Origin of the sequence: Bradyrhizobium sp. Ce-3, assembly GCF_022835695.1 — a bacterium.
GTDB lineage: Bacteria > Pseudomonadota > Alphaproteobacteria > Rhizobiales > Xanthobacteraceae > Bradyrhizobium.
The window spans coordinates 12,776-34,356 of sequence record NZ_BQUV01000007.1; the positions used below are offsets into that span (position 1 = coordinate 12,776).

General features: G+C 66.9%; 19 protein-coding genes. 12 read left to right on the top strand and 7 right to left on the bottom strand.

Annotated features, from left to right (window positions below; all coding sequences use genetic code 11):
- The first annotated feature begins 10 nt into the window (after positions 1-10).
- Genes BRSPCE3_RS23490 through BRSPCE3_RS23500 form a run of 3 tightly spaced genes read left to right on the top strand, consistent with a single transcriptional unit; the run spans position 11 to position 2,989 of the window.
- Positions 11-1,171: a DSD1 family PLP-dependent enzyme gene (locus tag BRSPCE3_RS23490; protein ID WP_244068674.1), complete on the top strand. Its 1,161-nt coding sequence runs from the start codon at positions 11-13 to the stop codon at positions 1,169-1,171.
- 17 nt (positions 1,172-1,188) lie between these two features.
- Entirely contained in the window at positions 1,189-1,845 is a 657-nt protein-coding gene (locus BRSPCE3_RS23495) for an HAD-IA family hydrolase (RefSeq protein WP_244068675.1), read from the top strand.
- A 13-nt stretch (positions 1,846-1,858) separates the two neighbouring features.
- A complete protein-coding gene (locus BRSPCE3_RS23500; RefSeq protein WP_244068676.1) occupies positions 1,859-2,989 on the top strand; it encodes a threonine synthase in 1,131 nt (376 codons plus the stop codon).
- Here the strand turns inward: BRSPCE3_RS23500 and BRSPCE3_RS23505 are convergent, their stop codons facing one another.
- The 4 genes from BRSPCE3_RS23505 to BRSPCE3_RS23520 form a co-directional block, all read right to left on the bottom strand.
- Positions 2,990-4,027, bottom strand: a complete 1,038-nt coding sequence (locus BRSPCE3_RS23505; RefSeq protein WP_283843164.1) for a glycosyltransferase family 1 protein — start codon at positions 4,025-4,027, stop codon at positions 2,990-2,992.
- Complete coding sequence (locus BRSPCE3_RS23510) at positions 4,027-4,863, bottom strand: UDP-2,3-diacylglucosamine diphosphatase (protein ID WP_244069040.1); 837 nt, start codon at positions 4,861-4,863, stop codon at positions 4,027-4,029. Before BRSPCE3_RS23510 ends, BRSPCE3_RS23505 begins: the two co-directional genes overlap by 1 nt.
- A 284-nt stretch (positions 4,864-5,147) precedes the next feature.
- The gene (locus BRSPCE3_RS23515; RefSeq protein WP_244068677.1) at positions 5,148-5,807 is read right to left on the bottom strand and encodes a DedA family protein; all 660 of its coding nucleotides are present in this window, start codon (positions 5,805-5,807) and stop codon (positions 5,148-5,150) included.
- 10 nt (positions 5,808-5,817) lie between these two features.
- Positions 5,818-6,396, bottom strand: coding sequence for a class I SAM-dependent methyltransferase (locus BRSPCE3_RS23520; protein ID WP_244068678.1), 579 nt, complete (start codon positions 6,394-6,396; stop codon positions 5,818-5,820).
- Positions 6,397-6,723: 327 nt separating this feature from the next.
- Here BRSPCE3_RS23520 and BRSPCE3_RS23525 point away from each other — a divergent pair, with 327 nt between their 5' ends.
- Positions 6,724-7,398 (top strand): response regulator transcription factor, encoded by a 675-nt coding sequence (locus BRSPCE3_RS23525; RefSeq protein ID WP_244068679.1) that lies wholly within the window; start codon positions 6,724-6,726, stop codon positions 7,396-7,398.
- A 5-nt stretch (positions 7,399-7,403) separates the two neighbouring features.
- Entirely contained in the window at positions 7,404-8,765 is a 1,362-nt protein-coding gene (locus BRSPCE3_RS23530) for a HAMP domain-containing sensor histidine kinase (RefSeq protein WP_244069041.1), read from the top strand.
- Between the two features lie 2 nt (positions 8,766-8,767).
- Here BRSPCE3_RS23530 and BRSPCE3_RS23535 read toward each other — a convergent pair whose 3' ends face one another.
- Positions 8,768-9,802, bottom strand: coding sequence for an aldo/keto reductase (locus BRSPCE3_RS23535; RefSeq protein ID WP_244068680.1), 1,035 nt, complete (start codon positions 9,800-9,802; stop codon positions 8,768-8,770).
- A gap of 17 nt (positions 9,803-9,819) precedes the next feature.
- Positions 9,820-11,001: an MFS transporter gene (locus BRSPCE3_RS23540; protein WP_244068681.1), complete on the bottom strand. Its 1,182-nt coding sequence runs from the start codon at positions 10,999-11,001 to the stop codon at positions 9,820-9,822.
- A gap of 101 nt (positions 11,002-11,102) precedes the next feature.
- Here BRSPCE3_RS23540 and BRSPCE3_RS23545 point away from each other — a divergent pair, with 101 nt between their 5' ends.
- Positions 11,103-12,059 (top strand): LysR family transcriptional regulator, encoded by a 957-nt coding sequence (locus tag BRSPCE3_RS23545; RefSeq protein WP_244068682.1) that lies wholly within the window; start codon positions 11,103-11,105, stop codon positions 12,057-12,059.
- A gap of 7 nt (positions 12,060-12,066) precedes the next feature.
- Complete coding sequence (locus tag BRSPCE3_RS23550; protein WP_244068683.1) at positions 12,067-12,555, top strand: SRPBCC domain-containing protein; 489 nt, start codon at positions 12,067-12,069, stop codon at positions 12,553-12,555.
- Positions 12,556-12,560: 5 nt separating this feature from the next.
- On the opposite strand, the gene BRSPCE3_RS23555 is transcribed toward BRSPCE3_RS23550, so the two are convergent.
- Positions 12,561-13,310 carry a class I SAM-dependent methyltransferase gene (locus BRSPCE3_RS23555; protein WP_244068684.1) on the bottom strand — a complete coding sequence of 250 codons (750 nt, stop codon included), beginning with the start codon at positions 13,308-13,310 and terminating at the stop codon, positions 12,561-12,563.
- Positions 13,311-13,651: 341 nt separating this feature from the next.
- On the opposite strand from BRSPCE3_RS23555, the gene BRSPCE3_RS23560 reads away from it, so the two are divergent.
- The 5 genes from BRSPCE3_RS23560 to BRSPCE3_RS23580 all read left to right on the top strand — a co-directional run bounded on the left by BRSPCE3_RS23560 (position 13,652) and on the right by BRSPCE3_RS23580 (position 21,562).
- Complete coding sequence (locus BRSPCE3_RS23560) at positions 13,652-16,027, top strand: glucose/quinate/shikimate family membrane-bound PQQ-dependent dehydrogenase (protein WP_244068685.1); 2,376 nt, start codon at positions 13,652-13,654, stop codon at positions 16,025-16,027.
- Positions 16,028-16,277: 250 nt separating this feature from the next.
- Positions 16,278-17,597, top strand: coding sequence for an Hsp70 family protein (locus BRSPCE3_RS23565; protein ID WP_244068686.1), 1,320 nt, complete (start codon positions 16,278-16,280; stop codon positions 17,595-17,597).
- A 132-nt stretch (positions 17,598-17,729) separates the two neighbouring features.
- Complete coding sequence (locus BRSPCE3_RS23570; RefSeq protein ID WP_244068687.1) at positions 17,730-19,319, top strand: ABC-F family ATP-binding cassette domain-containing protein; 1,590 nt, start codon at positions 17,730-17,732, stop codon at positions 19,317-19,319.
- A 738-nt stretch (positions 19,320-20,057) separates the two neighbouring features.
- Positions 20,058-20,696, top strand: coding sequence for a flavodoxin family protein (locus tag BRSPCE3_RS23575; RefSeq protein ID WP_244068688.1), 639 nt, complete (start codon positions 20,058-20,060; stop codon positions 20,694-20,696).
- A complete protein-coding gene (locus BRSPCE3_RS23580; RefSeq protein ID WP_244068689.1) occupies positions 20,693-21,562 on the top strand; it encodes a sigma-70 family RNA polymerase sigma factor in 870 nt (289 codons plus the stop codon). The genes BRSPCE3_RS23575 and BRSPCE3_RS23580 overlap by 4 nt, the downstream gene beginning before the upstream one ends.
- The last annotated feature ends 19 nt before the right edge of the window (positions 21,563-21,581 follow it).

A 21,581-nucleotide genomic window follows, 5' to 3' on the forward strand; every position in this document is an offset into this window, starting at 1 on the left:
GTCTTGCCGCATGTCATCAGCCCCCGCCTTGAACGCACCGCATCGGCTTGCCGCCATCGAGACGCCCTGCCTCGTGCTCGACGAAGACCGCATGCTGCACAACATCGCCCGCCTGAAGACGCGGCTGAGGCGGCTCGGCGTGCCGTTGCGCCCACATCTGAAGACCGCGAAATCGATTCCGGCGGCCCGCGCCGTGATGGACGGCCCGGCCGGCCCGGCCGCGGTCTCCACGCTGCGGGAAGCCGAAATGTTTGCCGCGGCAGGCGTCAGGGACATCCTCTATGCCGTCGGCATCGCGCCGCAGAAGCTCGATCGCGTCGCCGCCCTGCGGCGGCAGGGCGTCGACCTCTCGGTGGTGCTCGACAGCCCCGAGCAGGCCGCGGCCATCACCGCGATGGCCCGCACAACCAACGACCGCATCCCCGTGCTGATCGAGATCGATTGCGACGGCCATCGCGCCGGAGTGGGCGCGCACGACCCGCTGCTCGTCGAGATCGGCCGCGCGCTCCATGCCGGCGGCGCCGAGCTGCGCGGCGTCATGACGCATGCCGGCGAATCCTATTCCTGCCGCAGCGTGGCGGCGCTCGAGCAGGCGGCCGAGCAGGAGCGCGCCGCGGCCGTCGCCTGCGCCGAGGCGTTGCGCGCGGCTGGACTGCCCTGCCCCGTCGTCAGCGTCGGCTCGACGCCGACGGCGCATTTCGCGCGCTGGCTCGATGGCGTCACCGAGGTGCGCGCCGGCGTCTTCGTGATGTTCGACCTAGTGATGGCCGGGATCGGGGTCTGCGCGGTCGAGGACATCGCGCTGTCGGTGCTCGCGACGGTGATCGGCCATCGCCCCGACCGCGGCTGGACCTTCATCGACGCCGGCTGGATGGCGCTGTCGCGCGATCGCGGCACCGCGAAGCAGCCGATCGACCAGGGCTACGGCATCGTTTGCGACATCGATGGGCGGCCCTATCCCGATCTGATCGTGACCGAGACCAATCAGGAGCACGGCATCATCGCGCTCCGTCCCGGCAGCACCGCGCCGCAGGTGACGCTGCCGGTCGGCACCAAGGTACGGATCCTGCCGAACCATGCCTGCGCGACCGGGGCCCAGCACGACCGCTACCATGTCGTCGCCGCCGGCTCCGGCGCCGTCAGGCAATGGGAGCGGTTTCGCGGATGGTAGCAGACGGAGCCCAGCCCATGACCCGAGCCTATGACGCCGTTCTGTTCGATCTGCTGACCGCGCTGCTCGACAGCTGGACGCTCTGGAACAAGGTCGCGGGCTCCGATGAGGCCGGGCTGCGTTGGCGCGCCGAGTATCTCAGGAACACCTATGCCACCGGACGCTATCGGCCCTATGAGGATCTGGTGGGCGAGGCGGCGCGCAATGTCGCCCTGCCATTCGAGCGGGCGGCGGAGCTCGGCGCACGCTATGCGGAGCTCGATCCCTGGCCCGAAGTGCGCGAGGTCCTGCAAAGCTTGCACGGTGCCGGCGTCGCACTCGGCGTCGTGACCAACTGCTCGGAGCGGCTCGGCCGCATCGCGGCCGATCGCCTTGGCGTTCCCCTCGCCGTGTTCGTGACGGCCGAGCGCGCCGGCTATTACAAGCCGCAGCCGCAACCCTATCAGCTCGCGCTCGACGAATTGTCGGTCGCGGCCGATCGATGCCTGTTCGTCGCGGGATCGGGCTATGATCTGTTCGGCACGGCACGTGTGCATCTGCCGACTTGGTGGCATAATCGGGCCGCAATGAACCTGCCGGACGGGGCGCCCGCCCCGATCATGGTTCGTGACACCCTTGCGGCCTTGCCGGCTTTCGTGCTCGGCCGCGACGTGCCCGGCCGGACCGCGCCTTGAGGACTGAATAGCGATGCCTTCACCCAGTTACATCGATCCGCTCAACGGAAAGCTCTATCCGCTGGAGGCACCGCGGTGGTGCTCCGACGACGGCAAGCCGTTGCTCATCACGCCGCTACCGGGCATCTCCCGCGACGAGATCGAACGCGGCACCCGCTCGCTGTGGCGCTATCGGGCGGCGCTGCCGGTCGAGATCAGACAGCCGATCACGATGGGCGAAGGCTGCACGCCCGCGGTCGAGAAGGCGTGGGACGATCTGCGTCCGCATTTCAAGCTCGAATGGTTCAATCCGACCGCGAGCTTCAAGGATCGCGGCACCACGGTGATGCTGTCGTTGCTGCGGCAGCTCGGCGTCGACGCGGTGCTGGAGGACTCATCCGGCAATGGCGGCGCGTCGGTCTCGGCCTATGGCGCGGCCGGCGGCATGCGGGTCAAAATCCTCGCGCCGGCGACGACGTCGCCGATGAAGGTGGCGCAGATGCACGCCTTCGGCGCCGAGGTGCAGCTGGTCGAAGGCCCGCGCGAGGAATCCGAGGCGGAGGCGATCCGCCAGTCGAAGCAGATCTTCTACTCCAGTCACAACTGGCAGCCGTTCTTTCTGCAAGGCACCAAGTCGCTGGCCTACGAGATCTGGGAAGATTTCGGCTTCACCGCGCCCGACAACGTCATCATGCCGGTCGGCGCCGGCAGCAGCCTGCTCGGCTGCTACATCGGCTTCAAGGAACTGCTCGCGGCCGGTCAGATCACGAAGCTGCCGCAGCTGTTTGCGGCGCAACCACTCAATTGCTCGCCGGTCGATGCCAGCTTCGCCGCCGGCGTCGACACGCCAATCGATCGCGCGGTCCGCAAGACCATCGCCGAGGGCACCGCGATCAAGCATCCGCTGCGCCTGAAGCAGATGATCGCGGCGCTGAGGGAGAGCGGCGGCGGCACGGTCGCTATACCCGAGGACGGCATCGTCGCCGCATTGAAGCGGCTGGCGCGCAGTGGCCTGTTCGTCGAGCCGACCTCGGCCTCAGCCGCCGCCGCGCTCGACGTGCTGAAGGCACGCGGCGCGATCCAGCCGGCGGAGCGCACCGTCGTCATCATCAGCGGCACCGGGATCAAGGCGGCCGGGCTGATCACGGAGTTGCTGGGCAGCTAGTCAGGCAATCGCTTCCGAGACGGCTGCGCCTGCCGGCATCGCGTGCGCCCGCCCGATATTGTCGAGGAACTGCCGCACGCTCTCCTGCCAGGTAAAGGTCAGGGCGTGGGCGCGGCATTTCTCGCGCGGCACATGGAGCGCACCGAGCGCCGCGCGACGCAGATCGTGATCGAGACAGCCGCAGCCTGACTTGCCGATCACGTCGAGCGGCCCCATCACCGGAAAGGCCGCAACCGGCAGGCCGCTTGCCAGCGCCTCGAGGATCACCATCCCGAACGTATCGGTCAGACTCGGAAACACCATGACGTCGGCGGATGCATAGACATCGGCGAGCGCGCGGCCGGTCCGCGTGCCGAGAAAATGGACCTGCGGAAACCGGGCCTGCAAACTGCTGCGCAGCGGCCCGTCGCCGACCACGACTTTCGAGCCCGGCAGGTCGAGACCGAGAAAGGCGTCGAGGTTCTTCTCGACCGCGACGCGGCCGACATAGAGAAACACCGGTGCCTGGAAGGCAATCGGCCGCTCTGTACGCGGACAAAACAGCTCGGCGTCGACACCGCGCGACCACGGCATCAACTTGCGGAAGCCATGTGCCTTCAACGCCTGCTCGAGCGACGGCGAGCCGACCATGATGCCGTCGCCACTGTTGTGGAAACGGCGCAACGCCGCGTAGCTCCACCGCAGCGGGACCGGCAGCCGCGCGGCGAGATATTCGGGAAAGCGCGTGTGATAGCTGGTGGTGAACGGATAGCCGCGTGTCCGGCAGACATGCCGACTGATCCAGCCGATCGGCCCCTCGGTCGCGATGTGCACCGAGTCCGGGCGCGCCGCCGCGATGGCGCGCGCGATCTGCCCGATCGTCGGCAGCGCGAGCCGGATTTCCGGATAGCCGGGCAACGGCACGGTGCGGAAATCGGCCGGCGTGAGAAATGTAATCTCCGCGCCGAGCGACGGCGCTTCACTGGCGAGATACTCGAGCGAGCGGACCACACCGTTGATCTGCGGCCGCCAGGCGTCGGTTGCCACCAGCACGCGCATCAGGCGACCGCCCGCGCGAGCGGCGCGAGGTCTGCCGCATCCGACGCGCTCCGCGTGTCCGTCCATCGGACGATTTCAAACTGCCCGTTATAGCGTTCGACCACGCCGGTGCAGGATTCCACCCAATCCCCGGTGTTGATATAGCGGACGCCGAAATCGTCGTGCAGTGCCGCATGGTGGATGTGGCCGCAGATCACGCCCTGAACGTTACTGCGCGCGGCCTCCGACGACAGCACCTCCTCGAACCGGCCGATGTAATTGACCGCATTCTTGACCCGCAACTTCGCCCAGGACGAGAACGACCAATAGCCGAAGCCAAATCGGCGCCTGATCCGGTTGAGCCAGACGTTGCAGGCCAATGCGGCCCGATAGCCGACATCGCCGACCAGCGCGAGCCAGCGTGCATGCCGCACCACGAGATCGAAATGATCGCCGTGAACGACGAGATAGTCGCGGCCGTCGATACCGCGATGGATCGCCCGCTCGGCAATCTCGACGCCGCCGAACGCCGCGCCGGCATAGTCGCGCAGGAACTCGTCGTGATTGCCGGGAATGTAGACCAGCCGACGGCCCTGTTGCGCGAGCTCGATCAACTCCCGCACCACCGCATTGTGCGCCGTGGGCCAATACCAGCTCGAGCGCAGACACCAGCCATCGACGATGTCGCCGACCAGGAACACGGTTTCGGCATCATGGTGACGAAGGAAGTCGATCAACCGCTCGGCCTGGCATCCCCGGGTCCCGAGATGGACGTCCGAGATGAACAGGCTCCTGACCTTGACGACATCCCACGGCGCGGCCCGTCGCCCATCCGCGCGATCGCCAGCTGCATGCATCGCAAATTGGGAGCTGGCTTTGCCGCCGTCCGGCCGAAACGCCGCCGCCATGGCCTCGGCCAATCCCGCGAGAACTTTCGTGACATCACGGCTGGCGCATCGCCTGAAAATCGAGCGATGCCAATAGATGCCTGCAATGAGGACCAGTAGCGCGAACTCGGCCGCGCGATATCGCCCGCCGGAAGCAGCGTGACCGAACTGATAGCTTGCGGCCAGCACCAGCAGCGTCGCGGCGGCGCGCTCGAGCGTATCCGAGCCCGGCCGCAGGCGGGACAACAGGGCTCTCATGCGCCTTCCTCCATCGGCAAGCGCGAGGGCAGCGCGCGCGGCTTCCCAAGAGGGCGCGGCGCGAGCGAGCGCTTGTAGAAGCGAAATCCCAGGAAGAGCGCGACCTCCACGGCGATCAGGATGACCACCACCCAGAAGCCGAGGCTGATCGGATCGTGGCCGCTGCCGCGCAGGATATAGCCCAGCGTGAGGAACGGCATGTTCCAGATCACGGTGCCGATCGCCGTCGCCATCACGAAGGCGCGCGGCTCCAGGTGCAACACACCGGCCGGGAGGGCGAGGTAAATCCGCACGGTGGGCAGCGTCTGACCGATCAGCGTCACCCAGAAATGATTGCCGCGATAGGCGTCGGAGAGCTGCCGGTAGAGCGAGGGCCGCAGCAACACGAACTTGCCATAGCGCGTCACCAGCTCTTCGATGCGCCGCGAGCCGAGCGCGCGCCCGAGCCCGTACCAGCCGACGGCACCGACGACGGATCCGGCGCTGGTCGCCAGGATGGTCATCGCGAGCATCGTGCCGTCGGAGACCGTCAATCCGAGCAGCATCAGCAGCACGTAGGACGGCAGCAGCGGAATGAACTTCTCGGCAACGGCGAGGCAGCCGACGCCCACCAGGCCGAAGTGCAGAAACATCGCGATCGTGCTCGACGTGTCCATGGCGCCTCGATCAAGCGTGGGAATGGCGGCGGCTGATCCGGTACACGGAAGCCGGCGGCAGGTTGAAGAACGTCTGTCCGATGCAGCTCGCCTGCAGATCGAGGCGATCCAGGACCGCGTCTGCGATAGGACAACGCGGGCCATAGGTGATCTGGTAGAACGCCCCGCCGGCGCGGAGATAGCCGAAGGCGCCGTGCAGGATGGTGATGACCTTCTCCGGCGGCATCATGAGAAGCCCGAGGCCGCTAACGACCGCACCGACCGGCGCCCCGTCGAACAGCCTCTCCCTGCGCAACCAGGCCGCGTCCATCCAGAGCACCCGCGCGCCCGGGAAGCGCCGCTGCAGCAGCGGGATGAACTCGGAGCCATACTCCACCAGCGTCAGGTCCTGCTGCCTCACACCGCGCTTCAGCAAGGCGCGGGTGAAGACGCCCGTGCCGGGGCCGAGCTCGAGCACGGGGCCGGTATCCGCGGTGATCTCCTGTGCCATGAGCGACGAGATTGCCGGCCCCGACGGCGCGACCGCGGCAACACGCAACGGATTGCGCACCCAGGCGCGGACGAACGGCAGGATGTCAGCGGCCGACATGCCGGAGCTCCCGCACGATAAGCGCATCGCCGATGCCGCGGCGGAAGTTCGTTAACAATGCCATTCACGTGTCTTTCGCATTGCGGGGACCCGCCGTCGTGTGTGGAAGGCTCCCGCCGGTTGAGCAGTGGCGGTCGGTGTCGAGACGATTCGACCGTCCCGATGCACGCCTCTGTCTCATGCGAAGCTTGCGCGAGCCTGTCGTGAGTCCGCGCGCGCGCGATTTTTCACTCCACGACGCATTCAGATTGAGCAAGCCGCAAGGTTGCCGCAATGAACCGGACATAAAACCGGCAAATCGAACGACGAACCGAGGCAGACAACGAAATGCGGGTGCTGTTGGTGGAAGACCAGCCGGACATGGTCGCGGCGCTACGTGCGGCACTCGCGCGCCACGACATGCTGGTCGATCACGCGCCGGACCTTCTGGAGGCCGAGGCGATTGCCGCAGCGGGAAGTTACGATGCGATCGTGCTGGATCGCCAGTTGCCGGATGGCGACGGGTTGTCGCTGATCCCGAAATTGCGCGCGAGCGGCAACACCGTGCCGGTGCTGGTGCTGACCGCCCGCGGCGAGCTCGCAGACCGGGTCTCGGGCCTCGACAGCGGTGCCGACGATTATCTCGGCAAGCCGTTTGCGTTCGAGGAGCTGCTGGCACGGTTGCGGGCGCTGCTGCGCCGGCCCGCCAATGTGCAGCAGCATGCCGCGCGGATCGGCCGCCTGTCGTTCGACTTCACCCATCGCGAGGCCAGCGTCGACGGACGCCCCCTGGAGATGCCGCGTCGCGAACGGCTGGTGCTCGAAACACTGATGCATCGGATGGGACGCATGGTGCAGCGCTCCGCGCTGATGGAGGCGGTCTACGGCCTCGACGACGACGTGCAGCCCAATGCGCTGGACAGTCATGTGTCGCGCTTGCGCCGCAGGCTCACGGAAGCCGACGCCGGCGTCACCATCAACGGCGTTCGTGGCCTCGGCTATATGCTGCGAGAGACACCGTGAGCGTGCTGCGACCGCGATCCCTCACCTGGCGCCTGGTCGGGCGCCTCGCCGGTCTGCAGGCCGTTGCATTGACCCTCCTGATTCTGCTGATCGGGGCCGCCGCGATCGGGCTGCTGTGGGCAGGGCTCCTGATCGGCGAGTACCAGGGCAGCACCCTCGACACGCTGAGGGACGCCATCACACGCGATGAAGCGGGCGGACTGACACTGCGCCAGACACCGGAATTGGGCACCCTGCGCGCCGAGCACGCCGATCTCTGGTTCGTCATCCGCGACGCCGGCGGTCACCAAATCTCCGAGGGCACCGTGCCCGCGCAATTCGCACCGATCGCGTCAAGCCTCGAACATGTCAGCGAGGCGGTGCTCAAGTGGAACGACGCCGAGGCGGCGCGTCCCGCTGGACTCGTCAAATCGGTCGACACGTCGGCTGGATCGGTCCAGATCCTGACCGGAACATACGGCGAGCTCTCGATGTGGCGAGCGCTGCAGATCACACCGCAGCTGTTCCTCAACATGATCCTGCCGATCGTCGTGCTGATGACGCTGGCGACGCTGGTCGCGACCCCGTTCGTGGTGCGCCGGGCCATGAGAGGCCTCGCGCAGGTCGCAGCGCAGGCCGAACGCATCGACATCGACCAGCGCGGCGTGCAGTTGCCGCTCGACGAGGTTCCGGTCGAGATCACCCCGCTGGTCAAGGCCATCAACGCCGCGCTCGACCGCCTCGACAAGGGTTACGAACGCCACCGCCGCTTCCTTGCCGATGCCGCGCACGAGCTTCGCACGCCGATCGCAATTCTCTCGACCCGGATAGCTTCGCTCGACGCCGGTCCGGAGAAGACCCATCTGCTCGAGGATGCAACCCGCCTCAGCGTCATGGCCGGCCAGCTGCTGGACCTGCAGCGGCTCGATCAGCGCGCCGACACCTTCGGCCCCGTCAATCTCGTCGGCAGCGCGCGGCAGGTCGTGCTCGACCTCGCGCCGCTCGCTTTCGCCGCGGGATATGAAATGTCGTTTGAGCACGAGGGCGAGACGGTCATGGTGACCGGCGACCAGACCGCGCTCGAACGTGCCCTCACCAATCTCGTGCAGAACGCCGTCGACCACGGGCAGCGACGCGGCACGATCCTGATTCGGGTGACGAAGGCCGGCCGGATCGAGGTCTGCGACGATGGCGACGGCATTCCGCCCGACGAGCGCGAGCAGATCTTCGAGCCATTCCGCCGGCTGCATCCGGGCGGACGTGGCGCCGGCCTCGGCCTCGATCTCGTGCAATCCATCATGCGCCTGCACGGCGGCCGGATCGAAGTCGATCAGGCGCCGTCCGGCGGCGCCTGCATGCGCATGGTGTTTCCGAAGGTTCAGGGGTGAACTTAGACGACCGGCGGATTCAATCGCGCAAAGCCTTGCTGGATGCGGTAGGGGTAGTACGGATAGGCCGGCATGACCGCGCTTGCCTTGTCGAGACGTGCAATCTGCCCTGCCGTCAGCGACCAGCCGACTGCGCCGAGATTGTCGCGGAGCTGGCCCTCGTCGCGCGCGCCCATGATGACCGACGACACGCTGGGACGCGTCAGCAGCCAGGCGATGGCGACCTGCGCCACGCTGCGGCCGGTCTCGGCGGCCACCGCGTCCAATGCGTCGACGATCGCATAGAGCTTCTCGTCGTCGACCGCCGGCCCGAACTGCGCGGTCTCGTGCAGGCGGCTGTTCGCCGGCAACGGCTGCCCGCGCCTGATCTTGCCGGTGAGCCGGCCCCAGCCGAGCGGGCTCCAGACCAGCGCGCCGACGCCCTGATCGAGCGCGAGCGGCATCAGCTCGGATTCATAGTCGCGGCCGACCAGCGAGTAGTAGACCTGGTGCGCGACATAGCGCGGCCAGCCGTGCCGCTCGGCGATACCGAGCGATTTCATCAGGTGCCAGCCGGAAAAATTCGAGGCGCCGACATAGCGCAGCTTGCCGGCGCGCACCAGCGTATCGAGCGTCGAGAGCACCTCGTCGATCGGCGTGAAGGCGTCGAAAGCATGAAGCTGCAGCAAGTCGATATAGTCGGTGCCGAGCCGGCGCAGTGCGGCGTCGACTGCGGCGACGAGACGATAGCGCGACGTGCCGGCATCGAGCGGGCCGTCGCCCATCGGCAGGCCGGTCTTGGTCGAGATCAGGACCTTGTCGCGGCGGCCCTTGATCGCGGCGCCGAGGATCTCCTCCGATGCGCCGTTGGAATAGACATCGGCGGTATCGAACAGGTTGACGCCGGCCTCCAGACAGATGTCGATCAGCCGCCGCGCCTCGCCGGCGTCGCTCCGTCCCCAGGCCGAGAACAAAGGTCCCTGACCGCCGAAGGTGCCGGTGCCGAAACTGAGCACCGGGACCTTCAGGCCGGATGCACCGAGATTGCGATATTCCATGGTGATACTCCTTCGATTCATTCCGCCGCGCACTGCGTGGCGAGCACGACCGGCCGGTCGAGGCGCAGGCTCCACAGTGCGAGCAGCAGCCCGACCGCGGTGATGATTGCGGCGACCAGCGGCAGTGCACCGAGGCCGAGGCCGCGGTCGATGGTGACGCCGCCGGCCCAGGCGCCGAGCGCGTTGCCGAGATTGAACGCCGCGATGTTCAGGCTGGAGGCCAGCGTCCGCCCTTCGACGCCGGCGGCTTCCAGCACGCGCAGCTGCAGCGGCGCGACGGTTGCAAACGACGCGATGCCGAGCACGAACAGCAGCACCACCGCCAGCGCCTTGATCGAGACCACCGCCGCCAGCACGACGAGCACGGCGGCGAGACCACCGAGCGACACCAGCAGCGCCCGCGCGAGCCCCTTGTCGGCGAGCCGCCCGCCCGCGACGTTGCCGATCGCAAGGCCCGCACCGAACAGCAGCAGGATCGGCGACACCGCGGCGTCGGAGAAACCGGTGAGCCGGGTCAGGATCGGCTGCACATAGGTGAAGACCGCGAACAGTCCGCCGAAGCCGAACACCGTCATGGCAAGCCCGAGCAGCACCTGCGGGCGGCCGAGCACGGCGAGCTCTTCGCGTAGCGGCGCCGGCTTGTCCTTGGCGCCGACATGACCGGGCACCAGCACCGCCAGCACGATGAATGCGATCACGCCGATCACGGCCACCGCCCAGAACGCCGCGCGCCAGCCGAGCATCAGGCCGAACCAGGCGCCGAAGGGAACGCCGAGCAGGGTCGCGACCGTGAGACCGATGAACATCGTGGCGATCGCCGACGCCCGCTTGTCCTCAGGCACGAGGCTGGTCGCCACCACCGAGCCGACGCCGAAGAAGGTGCCGTGCGCCAGCGAGGTCAGGATGCGCGCCGCCATCAGCAGTTCGTAGTTCGGCGCCAGCGCGCAGGCGGCGTTGCCGAGCGTGAAGATCGCCATCAGCGCCAGCAGCACCGCCTTGCGAGGCATCCGCCGCGTCCCGAGCGTCAGGATCGGCGCACCGACGAACACGCCGAGCGCATAACCGGAGATCAAGAGGCCTGCCGCGGAGACCGACACCTGCATGTCGGCGGCGACCTGCAGCAACAGCCCCATGATGAGGAATTCGGTGGTGCCGATGCCAAAGGCACCGGCGGTCAAGGCGAGAACTGCAACAGGCATATGTCGCTCCGGAAGGTAAGGATTCTGCAATGCGAGATAGCGGTCCGGGCGGGGAAGGATTAGAATGGCCGCAATCCAATCATTTGTGACTTGAATTCAAGATGTCCCGATCAGACACCAACCGCTCCGGCGAGATGGATGTGTTCGTCCGTGTCGTCGATCTCGGCGGCTTCACGGCGGCCGCGAACAGCCTGCGCCAGACCCCGTCCGGCGTCAGCAAGCTGGTCTCCCGGCTGGAGACGCGGCTCGGCACGCGGCTGGTCAACCGCACCACGCGCAAGCTCCAGCTCACCGAGGAAGGCCAGGCGTTCTACCAGCGTGCCCAGCGCATCCTCGCCGATATCGACGAGGCCGAGCGCGAGGCCGCCTCCTGCGTGCCGCGCGGCCATCTCACCGTGAACAGCAACATCCCGTTCGGCATGCTGCATGTGATGCCACTGCTGCCGCGCTTCATGCGCGAGCACCCGGACATCACGCTCGACATCGTGCTGACCGACACGCTGGTCGATCTGATGCAGGCGCGCGCCGACGTCGCGATCCGTGCCGGCCCGCTCGGCGCCTCGCGGCTGATCGCGCGCAAGCTCGGCACCAGCCGCATGGCGGTGGTGGCCGCGCCCTCCTATCTCGCTCGCTTCGGTACGCCGAAGACACCGGCCGATCTCGCCGCGCATCGCGGCATCGGCTGGACCTTTCCGCGCAGCATCCGCGGCTGGCCGTTCCGTCGCGCCGAAAAGATCGAGGAGGCGCTGCCGCCGCCGGTGGCGCGCGCCAGCGACGGCGAAACCGCGCGCCAGCTCACGCTTGGCGGCATCGGGGTGGCGCGGCTGGCGTTGTTTCACATCGGCCCCGACATCGAGGCCGGGCGCCTGGTGCCGGTGCTGCAAAATCTCAATCCGGGCGACCGTGAGGACATCCACGCGGTCTATGTCGGTCACGCCGGTCCGCTGCCGGCGCGGGTGCGGGCCTTCATCGATTTCCTGGCGCAACACATCCGGATCGGCGACCCGGCGCTGCGGCGTGGTGCGGACGGGAAATGGAAGATCGTGGGCGCCAAATGAGGATTCGATGACTGACGAACCCCTCGCCTTGCAGACTGTCACAGAAACGATCCGCATCGCCGCGGAGCCGAAGCAGGTGTGGGACGCGATCATGGATCCCAACGCCGGCGAGACATGGCGCAACGCGCATTTCGACACCGATTGGCAGATCGGCGCGCCGATCGAGATCGCGGCGGAGATCGGCGCGAAGCGCTATCGCGACAAGGGCCGTGTGCTCCATGTCGAGCCGCCGTCGCGGCTCGCTTACTCCTACTGGTCGCGGGTTTCCGGCCTGCCGGATGTCCCGCAATCCTATGCGACGATCACGATGACGCTCGCGGCCGAGGCCGGCGAGACGCTGCTGACCGTCACCCAGCAGGTGCCGCCATCGCCGGTCCGCCGCGGCCAGGGGTGGGAGATCGGCGCAGAGTCCGGTGCAAAGCATGTCGCGTTCTACTGGCGCATGACGCTGCCGCGCTTGAAACAGGTCGTCGAGCAAGGACGCTTCGCGCAGTAACCGGTCTAGACCCGCTTCAGCAAGAAGAGCTGCGTGACGTAAGGAAACACCACCTCGTCGGCCTCGCCGAGCCCGGCCTCACGCAGGATGGCGTCGGTCCTGTCGCGAATGGCGGCCTTCTCCGCATCGGGAAGGTTGGCGACGTAGCTGGTCGACACGACGCGCTCATAGACGCCCTGGCGCGGCATCCGATGCGGATGCTCCCGCACGATTTCCTTCTCGAGCACGAAGCGGGAATCCTGCAAGATCCAGCGCCAGTGCCCCGAGCGTTGCCGAGGCGTGTCTTCCGCGTACTTCTCGATCATCACCGACAACGCGTCGACCCACGGCGCGCGGTCATCCCTGTTGTTCCAGACCAGCGCCAGCGTCGCTTCGGGATGCAGCAGCCGCGCGATCTCGGCGACCGAGGCCTCGTTGTCGAACCAGTGGAACGCCTGCGCGCAGGTGACGAGATCGACACTGCCGGTTTCGAGATTGATCGCGTCGGCGCGGCTGTTGATGACCTCGATCCCGGCTTCGTTCGCGAGTTTCGCCGACATCTCGGCGACGGGCTCGATCGCGACCAGGCGAGCCGTCTCGGACAGATGCGGCAGCAGCAGGCGGGTGAATTTGCCGGTTCCGGCTCCGAGATCGACGACACAGCGCGCGTCCCTAAGCGGCAGCGCCGCGACGATCTCCGCCGGATAGCTGGGGCGGCCGGCCTCGTAGGCGGCGACCGCGACACGATAGTTCCTGGCCGTAGGGTTCAGTGTCATGTGTGCTTCTCCTGCGAGCCGGCTCTCTGCGATGAAATCGGGCTGACGCTATAGAGCAGCGCCTGCGCAGAACTGGAAGGGCGCGTCGATTCAAAATTCGCTGAAGCCCGTCACCTTTGCGTCAGCGCCGGGCGCCGGCGCTGCTCCTTCTTGAACGAGGCGCGCGCAGTTTGAAGGATCCTGCTTTGGAAAAGATGCGCAACTTTGCACGCCTGTGTTGCATCGGCCTTGCAGTTCCCGGTTGCAAGTTGCGGTTGATTGAACCACAGTTCTTGAAAGCGGACGCGGTCTGTTGCGCTTGCGCGGGACAAGCCCGGTGCCTCTTCCGCACTGGTGCAGCCATGCAGCGATCCGGCGCCGTCTTTGTCACGGGTATCGTCTACGCCTTGATCGGCCTGGTCCTCGCCGGCGGCGGCATCTGGCTCGCCGCCCTGGGTGGATCGATCTCCTACATCGTCATCGGCGTCGGCATTCTCGCGACAGCTGCGCTGTTGCTGGCGCAGCGCCGTTCCGCGCTCCGGCTGTTTGCGATCGTGCTGGTCGGCACGCTGGCATGGGCGGTCTACGAGGTACGATTCGACTGGTGGCCGCTCGCAGCGCGCGGCGACATCATCTTCCCGATGGCGCTCTGGCTGCTGACGCCGGTGATCGTCCGCGGCCTCTCGCGCAACGAGCCGGTGTCGTATGCGCGCGCGACCGCGCCGCTCTGGGTCGGCGTCGTGGCGGCGGCAGTCGTCCTCGTCGCCGGGCTGCTGTCGAGCTATCACGACATCAACGGCACGATTGCCGAATCCGGCCCTGCCGTGCCGCAAAGCGAAGCCGACCCGCAACCCGACGGCGATTGGCGCGCCTACGGACGCACGCAATTCGGACAGCGCTATTCGCCGTTGAAGCAGATCACGCCGGACAACGTCGGCAAGCTCAAGGTCGCCTGGACCTTCCGCACCGGCGACGTGAAGACGCCGGAGGATTCCGGCGAAACCACCTTCGAGGTCACCCCGATCAAGGTGCGCGATACGCTCTATCTCTGCTCGCAGCATCAGGTGCTGTTCGCGCTCGACGCCAGGACCGGCACCGAGCGCTGGCGCTACGACCCCAAGCTCGTGCACAACAAGACGTTCCAGCACATGACCTGCCGCGGCGTCTCCTATCACGAAGCCGCGCAGGGCGCCGTCGACTCCGGCGGCAATCCGGCGCCGACCGAATGCCCGCGCCGCATCTTCCTGCCGGTCAATGACGGCCGCATGATCGCGCTCGATGCCGACAGCGGCAAGCTGTGCGACGGTTTTGCCGACCACGGCATCCTCGACCTGCAGCAAGGCATGGGGATCACGACCGCAGGATTCTTCGAGCCGACGTCGCCGCCTGTGGTCAGCGACAAGATCCTGGTCGTGGCCGCCGCGGTGATCGACAATTACGCGGTCGAGGTGCCGTCGGGCGTGATCCGTGGCTTCGATGTCTACACCGGCAAGCTGGTCTGGGCCTGGGACTCCGCCGCCGCCGACGAGAACGCGCTGCCGTCGCCGACGCGGCATTACACCAACGGCTCGCCGAATTCCTGGATCACGGCCTCGTTCGATCCGAAATTGAATCTGGTCTACATCCCGACCGGCAACAACGGACCCGATATCTGGGGCGGCAATCGCGACGCACTGGTCGAGCGCTATTCCAGCTCGATCGTCGCGCTCGACGTCAACACCGGCAAGCGCGCCTGGTCGTACCAGACCGTGCATCACGATCTCTGGGACATGGACATCCCCTCGCAGCCGAGCCTGGTCGACGTGACGACCGCCAAGGGCGTCGTTCCCGCGATCATCCAGCCGACCAAGGTCGGCAACATCTTCGTGCTCGACCGCAGGACCGGCGAGTTGATCGTGCCGGCGCCGGAACGTCCGGTACCGCAGGGGCCCGCGCCCGGCGACCGAACCGCGCCGACCCAGCCGTTCTCCGAACTGACGTTCCGGCCGGAAGCAAAGCTGACCGGCGCCGACATGTGGGGCGGCACGATCTTCGACCAGCTGCTGTGCCGGATCATGTTCCACCGGTTGCGCTACGAGGGCACGTTCACGCCGCCGTCGTTGCAGGGCACGCTGGTGTTCCCGGGCAATCTCGGCATGTTCGAGTGGGGTGGCATCGCGATCGATCCGGTCAGGCAGATCGCGATCGCCAATCCGATGTCGCTGCCGTTTGCGTCACGGCTGATTCCGCGCGGCCCGCAGAATCCACCGGCGCCGACCGCCGAGAAGCCGGTCGGCAGCGAGGTCGGAACGCAACCGATGTACGGCACGCCGTTCGGGGTGGATATTTCGAGCTTCCTGTCGCCGCTGTCAGTGCCGTGCTACCGGCCGCCATGGGGCTCGATGGCCGCGATCGATCTGAAGACGATGAAGATCGTCTGGCAGCATCCCAACGGCACCATCCGTGACACCACGCCGCTGCCGCTGCCGTTCAAGATGGGCGTGCCGATGCTGGGCGGGCCGATCACGACCGCCGGCGGCGTCGCGTTCTACACCGGGACCTATGAGTACGTGATCCGCGCCTATGACGTACGCGACGGCAAGGTGCTCTGGGAAGATCGTCTGCCCGCGGGCGCGCAATCGACCCCGATGAGCTACGAGGCCGGCGGCAAGCAATACATCGTCACCGCGGCCGGCGGCCACGGCTCGTTCGGCACCAAGCGCGGCGACTACGTCATCGCTTACGCATTGAAGGATTGAACCGCTCATCGGGGCCATCAACGTCCTTCTCCTTCCCCCTGAAAGGGGGAAGGTCGGGATGGGGGTCAGCCGCAGGCGACGCTCTGCGGAGGGAGCGGATCCCCACCCGCTTTGCTCTGGCGAGCAAAGCGACCTCCCCTTTTCAAGGGGAGGTGGAACCGGGCCAACTCGGATAGCGTCAGCAAGGGTTGGCAAGTCAGGCCAAAGCCGCTAAAGGTCCGCCCCCTTTCACATCATATCCGAGCAGAACATGTCGAGCGCCCCGCCCGCCGTCTCGATTGGCGTCGATTTCGGCACCAGCAACACCGTGGTCGCGCTGTCCGATGCCGACGGCCGCGTCGAGGCCATCAGGTTCGACCATGGCGGCCGCACGCATAGCGTCTATGTGTCCGCGCTGTGCTTCTGGGAGGACCGGCCGGGCGCCGGTCTGCATCCGCGCGCCGAGGGCGGCCCGTGGGCGATCGAGCAGTTCCTCGAAGGGCGCACGATCCATCGCTTCATCCAGTCGTTCAAGACGTTTGCGGCGAGCTCGGCCTTCAACACCACCCAGATCTTCCGGCAGCGCTACAAGTTCGAGGATTTGCTGGCGGCATTCCTGCGCACGCTGACGCGCCATGCCGGCGAGGGTTTCGATCTGGGCGCACCGACCATCATGGTCGGCCGCCCGGTGAAATTTGCCGGCGGCAATCCCAATGACGAGCTCGCGATGCAGCGCTACCGGGCGGCATTCGAACGGCTCGGCGCCGGCCACGCGCGCTATGTCTACGAGCCGGTCGGCGCGGCGTTCTCCTTTGCGCGCAGCCTCGACCACGACGCCACCGTGCTGGTCGCCGATTTCGGCGGCGGCACCAGCGACTTCTCCGTGATGCGGTTCTCGCGCAAGGGCGGCGTGCTGCGCGCCGAGCCGCTCGGACATTCCGGCATCGGCATCGCCGGCGACACCTTCGACTACCGCATCGTCGACCACATCGTCTCGCCGCGGCTCGGCAAGGGCACCAACTACCGCTCGTTCGACAAGGTGCTGCCGATCCCCAACCACTATTATTCGAGCCTGGCGCGCTGGCATCAGCTCGCGATGATGCGGGGCAATGGCGATCTCCGCGAGTTGCAGCAGCTGGCGCGCACCGCGATCGATCCGGCGCCGCTGAACGATTTCATCGCCATCGTCGACCACGATCTCGGCTTCGCGCTGTACCGCGCCGTCTCCGATACCAAGGTCGCGCTGTCGAGCCGCGACCGCGTCGAATTCCGCTTCGCCCGCGCAGGCATCGATATCGGCGCGACCGTGACGCGCGACGATTTCGAATCCTGGATCGCCGACGACATCGAGCGGCTCGGCGCGACGGTGGACGAGGCGCTGGCCAAGTCCGGCATCACCGCGCGCGACGTGGAGAAGGTGTTCTTGACCGGCGGCACCTCGTTCGTGCCGGCGGTGCAGCGCCTGTTCGCCGAGCGGTTCGGCGAGAGCCGGCTGACCTCGGCGGACCAGTTCGAATCGATCGCCTACGGTCTCGCTCTGATCGGCCACACGCCGGATCCGGACCGCTGGACCTTCGCCGAAGCGGCGTGACGAGAAACTGCGCGCCTTGATCCCGGCTCATTACGGGATTACATCGGTTCAATCATCAATCCCTGAGGATGCCGACGACCATGGATTTCACTCTGACCGCAATGCCCGTTAGCCTTGCCCTCGGGGATATCCATGCCTGCATCGATCACGCTCTCCCATCTGACCCTGTCCGCGCCTGACGGCCGGGTTCTCCTTTCCAACATCGACCTCAATTTCGGACCCGAGCGCACCGGCCTGGTCGGCAGGAACGGCGTCGGCAAGACGACGCTGCTCTCTCTGATCGCAGGCCACCGCGCGCCGCAATCCGGCGCGGTCTCGGTTCAGGGCCGCGTCGCGATGCTGCATCAGACGGTTCAGGTGCAGCCGGACGCATGCGTCGTCGATCTGTTCGGCGCGCGGCAGGCGCTGGCCGCATTGCGCCGCGCCGAACAGGGCGTTGCGAGCACCGAAGAGCTTGCGGACATCGACTGGACGCTCGATACGCGCATCGCGTCGGCGCTGGCGGACGTCGGACTGAACGATGTGCTCGACGCGCCGCTGACGATGCTGTCGGGCGGACAGGCCACAGGGGCGCGCCTCGCCGCGCTGACTTTCGCGCAGCCGGACTTTCTGCTGCTCGACGAGCCCACCAACAATCTCGACCGCGCGGGACGCCTGGCGGTGATCGACCTGCTCGCCGGCTGGCGGCATGGCGCCATCATCGTCAGCCACGACCGCGCGCTGCTGGAGACCATGGATGCGATCGTCGAGCTGACCTCGCTGGAAGCCAGGCGCTATGGCGGCAATTGGAGCGCGTATCGCGCGCGCAAGGCCGTCGAGCTGTCGGCGGCCCGGCACGATCTGGCGGATGCCGAGAAGCGCGTCGCCGAGATCGACCGCAACGCAAGGGAAGCCAACGAACGCAAGGCGCGCAAGGACGGCGCCGGCGCCAGGAAGGGCGCCAAGGGCGACCTGCCGCGCATCGCCGCCGGGTTGCGCAAGGATCGCAGCGAGGACAGCGGCGGCGAGAATGCCCGCCTCGCCGAGCGGCGGCGGACGCAAGCGCTCGAACTGGCCACCGCGGCGCGCCAGCGCATCGAGGTGCTGCAGCCGTTCTCGGTGCAACTGCCGTCGACCCAGCTGCCGGCGGGCCGGATGGTGCTGCGGATCGAAGCCGCCGATGCCGGCTACGCTGCTGAAACGCCGATCCTGCGCGGTCTCACCTTCGCCATCTCGGGTCCGGAGCGGGTCGCGATCACCGGCCCCAACGGCGCGGGCAAGACGACGCTGCTCAAGCTCGTCAGCGGCGAGCTGAGCGCGGCGCGCGGCAGCGTCGAGGTGATGACCCGCTTTGCGATGTTCGATCAGGCCGTCAGCCTGCTCGATGCCTCGGCCTCGATCCTGGATAATTTCCGGCGCATCAATCCGGAGGCGAACGAGAACGCCCGTCGAGCCGCGCTGGCGCGGTTCATGTTTCGCGCCGATGCGGCCCTGCAAATCGTCGCGAGTCTCAGCGGCGGCCAGTTGCTCCGCGCCGGCCTCGCCTGCGTGCTGGGCGGCCCAACGCCGCCGCCGCTCCTGATTCTCGACGAGCCGACCAATCACCTCGACATCGAATCGATGGAAGCGGTCGAGGCCGGGCTGCGCGCCTATGACGGCGCGCTGCTGGTCGTCAGCCACGATGAAGCCTTCCTCGAGGCGATCACGATCACCCGCAGGTTGGATCTCGCCGCGTGGAGATGATGCGGAGAGGTCAACCGACGAAGGTTGGCCAGGAAATGAACAGCCGAGCACGCGTCGCCTTGGGGTAGGTTGTAAGGCGCGGTGCCCGGCTGTCAGGCCGCGCGGCGGTGCGGCCATCCTCCCGGCCTCGCTCGTCCCCCTGAGCAAGGCCGTCGGAGCTGAATTTCGCCTGTTGCTAGATCCGCGCCGTCGAATGTAGTGCGTTTCGCCAAAGGGCAAATGCGACGAAGCTTGCCAGCAGCAAAAAGCCGCCGCCGACCGCGATCAAAAAATACGCGAACGTCATCTTGGAACATCCCAATGAGGAGCATCATGCGGCGCGATATGCGCCGCAACCTGGCAATCACATGCACTTCAAAATGGATTTGCCCCGCCGGCCGCCGCCGGACAGCCCGAAAGGTGGCTGGCACTGCGCTCTGCCCACCCTTCGATTCCAGAGAGGTCGTCAAGCCACTCGGCTGTTGCCCCTCATCGTGCGGTTCGTCACACCGCTCAAGTGTCACGAGGATAATCGATAAAATTTTATCGACAATCGAAACGGAAAATTAAGGTTACCGGCGGCCGCGGCACCCGCCAAAATATCGAAAACAACCCCATGCACAGTAGCCGGCGGCCGCCGCTCCAGCCTGAGCGGAGGTCAATTGGCGCAATATCCTCCGGAGGAAAGTTCCGAGGGCATGTCACGTTTCGACGCGCTGCCTTGTCTTAGCTTCGGCAATGGCAGCAGCAGAGGACACCATGCAAACTATCAGAACCGGAGGCGATCGCACGCTGATCGCAATCGTCTATCATAGCGCCTACGGCCACGCCCGGCGTCAGGCGGAGGCCGTCGGGTCCGGCGTTGGCGATGTCGACGGCGCGGAGGCGCTGCTGGTGCCGGTCGAGAGCGTCGAGCAGAACTGGGATCGGCTGATGGCCGCGGAAGCCTTGATCTTCGGTACGCCGACCTACATGGGCGCTGCGTCTGCAGCCTTCAAAGCCTTCCAGGAAGCAACGTCGCGCGCCGTGATGTCCAAGGGCTATCGCTGGAAGGACAAGCTCGCGGCCGGCTTCACCAATTCGGGAGCGCACGCCGGCGACAAGCTCTCCACATTGATCCAGCTCGCATTGTTCGCCGCCCAGCATGGGATGCACTGGGTCAGTCTCGACCTGCCGCCCGGCAACAACTCCGCATCGGGATCAGAAGCCGATCCGAACCGGCTCGGATTCTGGCTCGGCGCCGGCGCCCAGTCGAACACCGACGAGGGGCCGGACACCGCGCCGCCTGAAGCCGATCTCGCAACCGCCCGTCATCTGGGACAACGGGTGGCGAAGGCAGCGCTGCAGTTTGCGCGCGGCCGGGACGTGGCTGCGATGGCGGTTCGGGCAGCGTCATGACAGATGCGGCCGAAACATCGGCGGCAAGAATCTTCGCCGAGCTGCGGCCGCGCCTGATCCGGCTGGCCTATCGGATGCTGGGCTCGGTCGCGGACGCGGAGGATGTCGTGCACGACGCCTGGCTGCGCTGGCTCGCGGCCGACCGCGATCAGACCCGCGATCCCAAGGCCCTGTTGCACACCATCGTCACGCGCCTTGCCCTCAACGAACTGAAATCCGCGCGGCGCCGTCGGGTGGCCTATGTCGGACCGTGGCTCCCCGAACCCTTCTTCGATCCTGAAGACGAGGACGCGGCCGACGATCTGACCCTGCCGTTGATGATCGCGCTGGAACGGCTGTCGCCGTTGGAACGCGCAGCCTTTCTGCTGCACGACGTGTTCGGCTTGGGGTTCGAAGCCGTTGCCGAGACGATCGGACGTGAGGCTGCGACCTGCCGAAAGCTTGCCAGCCGCGCCCGCGCGCACATCCACGATGCGAGGCCTCGGTTCGTCGTCGGCAACGAAGAAGGCCTGCGGCTCGCAAACGCCTTCTTCACGGCCACACGGACCGGCGACCTCGCCGCGCTCCGCGCGATGCTCGCCGAAGATGTCGTGGTCTATGCCGACGGCGGTGGCCAGGTCCCGGCGCCGACGCGACCTCTGGTCGGACTGGAAGCCGCGATGGAGCGTTTCACGGGGCTCGCCCGCCTCTTCGCGACGCATCCCTCACGCTTGATCCGCTACGCCATCATCAACGGATTGCCGGGCTTCATCACCATCGAGGGCGACCTCGTTCAGACGACAGCGTTGCATGTCGAAGAACAAAAGGTCGTCGCTGTTTATGTGACCCGCAATCCGGACAAGCTGCACAATCTGCCTGATGCCTGATGTGACGGGCTGGCAGAAC

Coding starts and splice junctions, on each gene's coding strand:
- BRSPCE3_RS23490 (WP_244068674.1), top strand. CDS start 11: ATGTCATCAGCCCCCGCCTTGAACGCACCGCATCGGCTTGCCGCCATC.
- BRSPCE3_RS23495 (WP_244068675.1), top strand. CDS start 1,189: ATGACCCGAGCCTATGACGCCGTTCTGTTCGATCTGCTGACCGCGCTG.
- BRSPCE3_RS23500 (WP_244068676.1), top strand. CDS start 1,859: ATGCCTTCACCCAGTTACATCGATCCGCTCAACGGAAAGCTCTATCCG.
- BRSPCE3_RS23505 (WP_283843164.1), bottom strand. CDS start 4,027: ATGCGCGTGCTGGTGGCAACCGACGCCTGGCGGCCGCAGATCAACGGT.
- BRSPCE3_RS23510 (WP_244069040.1), bottom strand. CDS start 4,863: ATGCATGCAGCTGGCGATCGCGCGGATGGGCGACGGGCCGCGCCGTGG.
- BRSPCE3_RS23515 (WP_244068677.1), bottom strand. CDS start 5,807: ATGGACACGTCGAGCACGATCGCGATGTTTCTGCACTTCGGCCTGGTG.
- BRSPCE3_RS23520 (WP_244068678.1), bottom strand. CDS start 6,396: ATGTCGGCCGCTGACATCCTGCCGTTCGTCCGCGCCTGGGTGCGCAAT.
- BRSPCE3_RS23525 (WP_244068679.1), top strand. CDS start 6,724: ATGCGGGTGCTGTTGGTGGAAGACCAGCCGGACATGGTCGCGGCGCTA.
- BRSPCE3_RS23535 (WP_244068680.1), bottom strand. CDS start 9,802: ATGGAATATCGCAATCTCGGTGCATCCGGCCTGAAGGTCCCGGTGCTC.
- BRSPCE3_RS23540 (WP_244068681.1), bottom strand. CDS start 11,001: ATGCCTGTTGCAGTTCTCGCCTTGACCGCCGGTGCCTTTGGCATCGGC.
- BRSPCE3_RS23545 (WP_244068682.1), top strand. CDS start 11,103: ATGTCCCGATCAGACACCAACCGCTCCGGCGAGATGGATGTGTTCGTC.
- BRSPCE3_RS23550 (WP_244068683.1), top strand. CDS start 12,067: ATGACTGACGAACCCCTCGCCTTGCAGACTGTCACAGAAACGATCCGC.
- BRSPCE3_RS23555 (WP_244068684.1), bottom strand. CDS start 13,310: ATGACACTGAACCCTACGGCCAGGAACTATCGTGTCGCGGTCGCCGCC.
- BRSPCE3_RS23560 (WP_244068685.1), top strand. CDS start 13,652: ATGCAGCGATCCGGCGCCGTCTTTGTCACGGGTATCGTCTACGCCTTG.
- BRSPCE3_RS23565 (WP_244068686.1), top strand. CDS start 16,278: ATGTCGAGCGCCCCGCCCGCCGTCTCGATTGGCGTCGATTTCGGCACC.
- BRSPCE3_RS23570 (WP_244068687.1), top strand. CDS start 17,730: ATGCCTGCATCGATCACGCTCTCCCATCTGACCCTGTCCGCGCCTGAC.
- BRSPCE3_RS23575 (WP_244068688.1), top strand. CDS start 20,058: ATGCAAACTATCAGAACCGGAGGCGATCGCACGCTGATCGCAATCGTC.
- BRSPCE3_RS23580 (WP_244068689.1), top strand. CDS start 20,693: ATGACAGATGCGGCCGAAACATCGGCGGCAAGAATCTTCGCCGAGCTG.